1 protein-coding gene is annotated in these 540 nt (G+C 46.3%); it reads right to left on the reverse strand.

Going from position 1 to position 540, the window contains the following annotated elements; genetic code table 11:
- Positions 1-50 precede the first annotated feature (50 nt).
- A partial coding sequence (locus R7044_RS27580; RefSeq protein ID WP_225456278.1) for a YicC/YloC family endoribonuclease occupies positions 51-540 on the reverse strand: 490 nt, incomplete at its 5' end.

The following is a 540-nucleotide window of genomic DNA, read 5'->3' on the forward strand; positions in this document are numbered from 1 at the left end:
TTTACAGGGGCTTGGTAAGATTAAGTAAGCTCAAAGAGACTCAAAAAACCTTATTCGATATTTTGGATCTGTTCGCGCATTTGCTCGATCAGAACTTTCAGTTCAACACCCGACGCAGTGATGTCGGTGCTGATCGATTTAGAAGCGAGCGTGTTTGACTCACGGTTGAATTCTTGCATCATGAAATCCAGACGACGACCGACTGCGCCACCTTTTTTCAGGATGTTGGTCGTTTCTTTCACGTGAGAATCCAGACGATCCAGCTCTTCTGCAACGTCTGACTTTTGCGCTAGTAAGATAAGCTCTTGTTCTACACGAGAAGCATCCAGTTCAATTTTCGCATCTTCAAATTTTGAGAATAGACGTTCACGTTGCCATTCTAGGATTTCAGGCATGCGAGCACGAACTTTCACCACTTCTGCGGTAATCGCGTCTAGGCGTTGTTCGATCAGCGCTTTCATGTTGTCGCCTTCACGTCCGCGTGATTCAATAAACTCCGCCAGCGCCTCATCAAAAGCCGCGAGTAACGCTTTGTTGATG

The organism is Vibrio sp. 1402 (assembly GCF_033340275.1).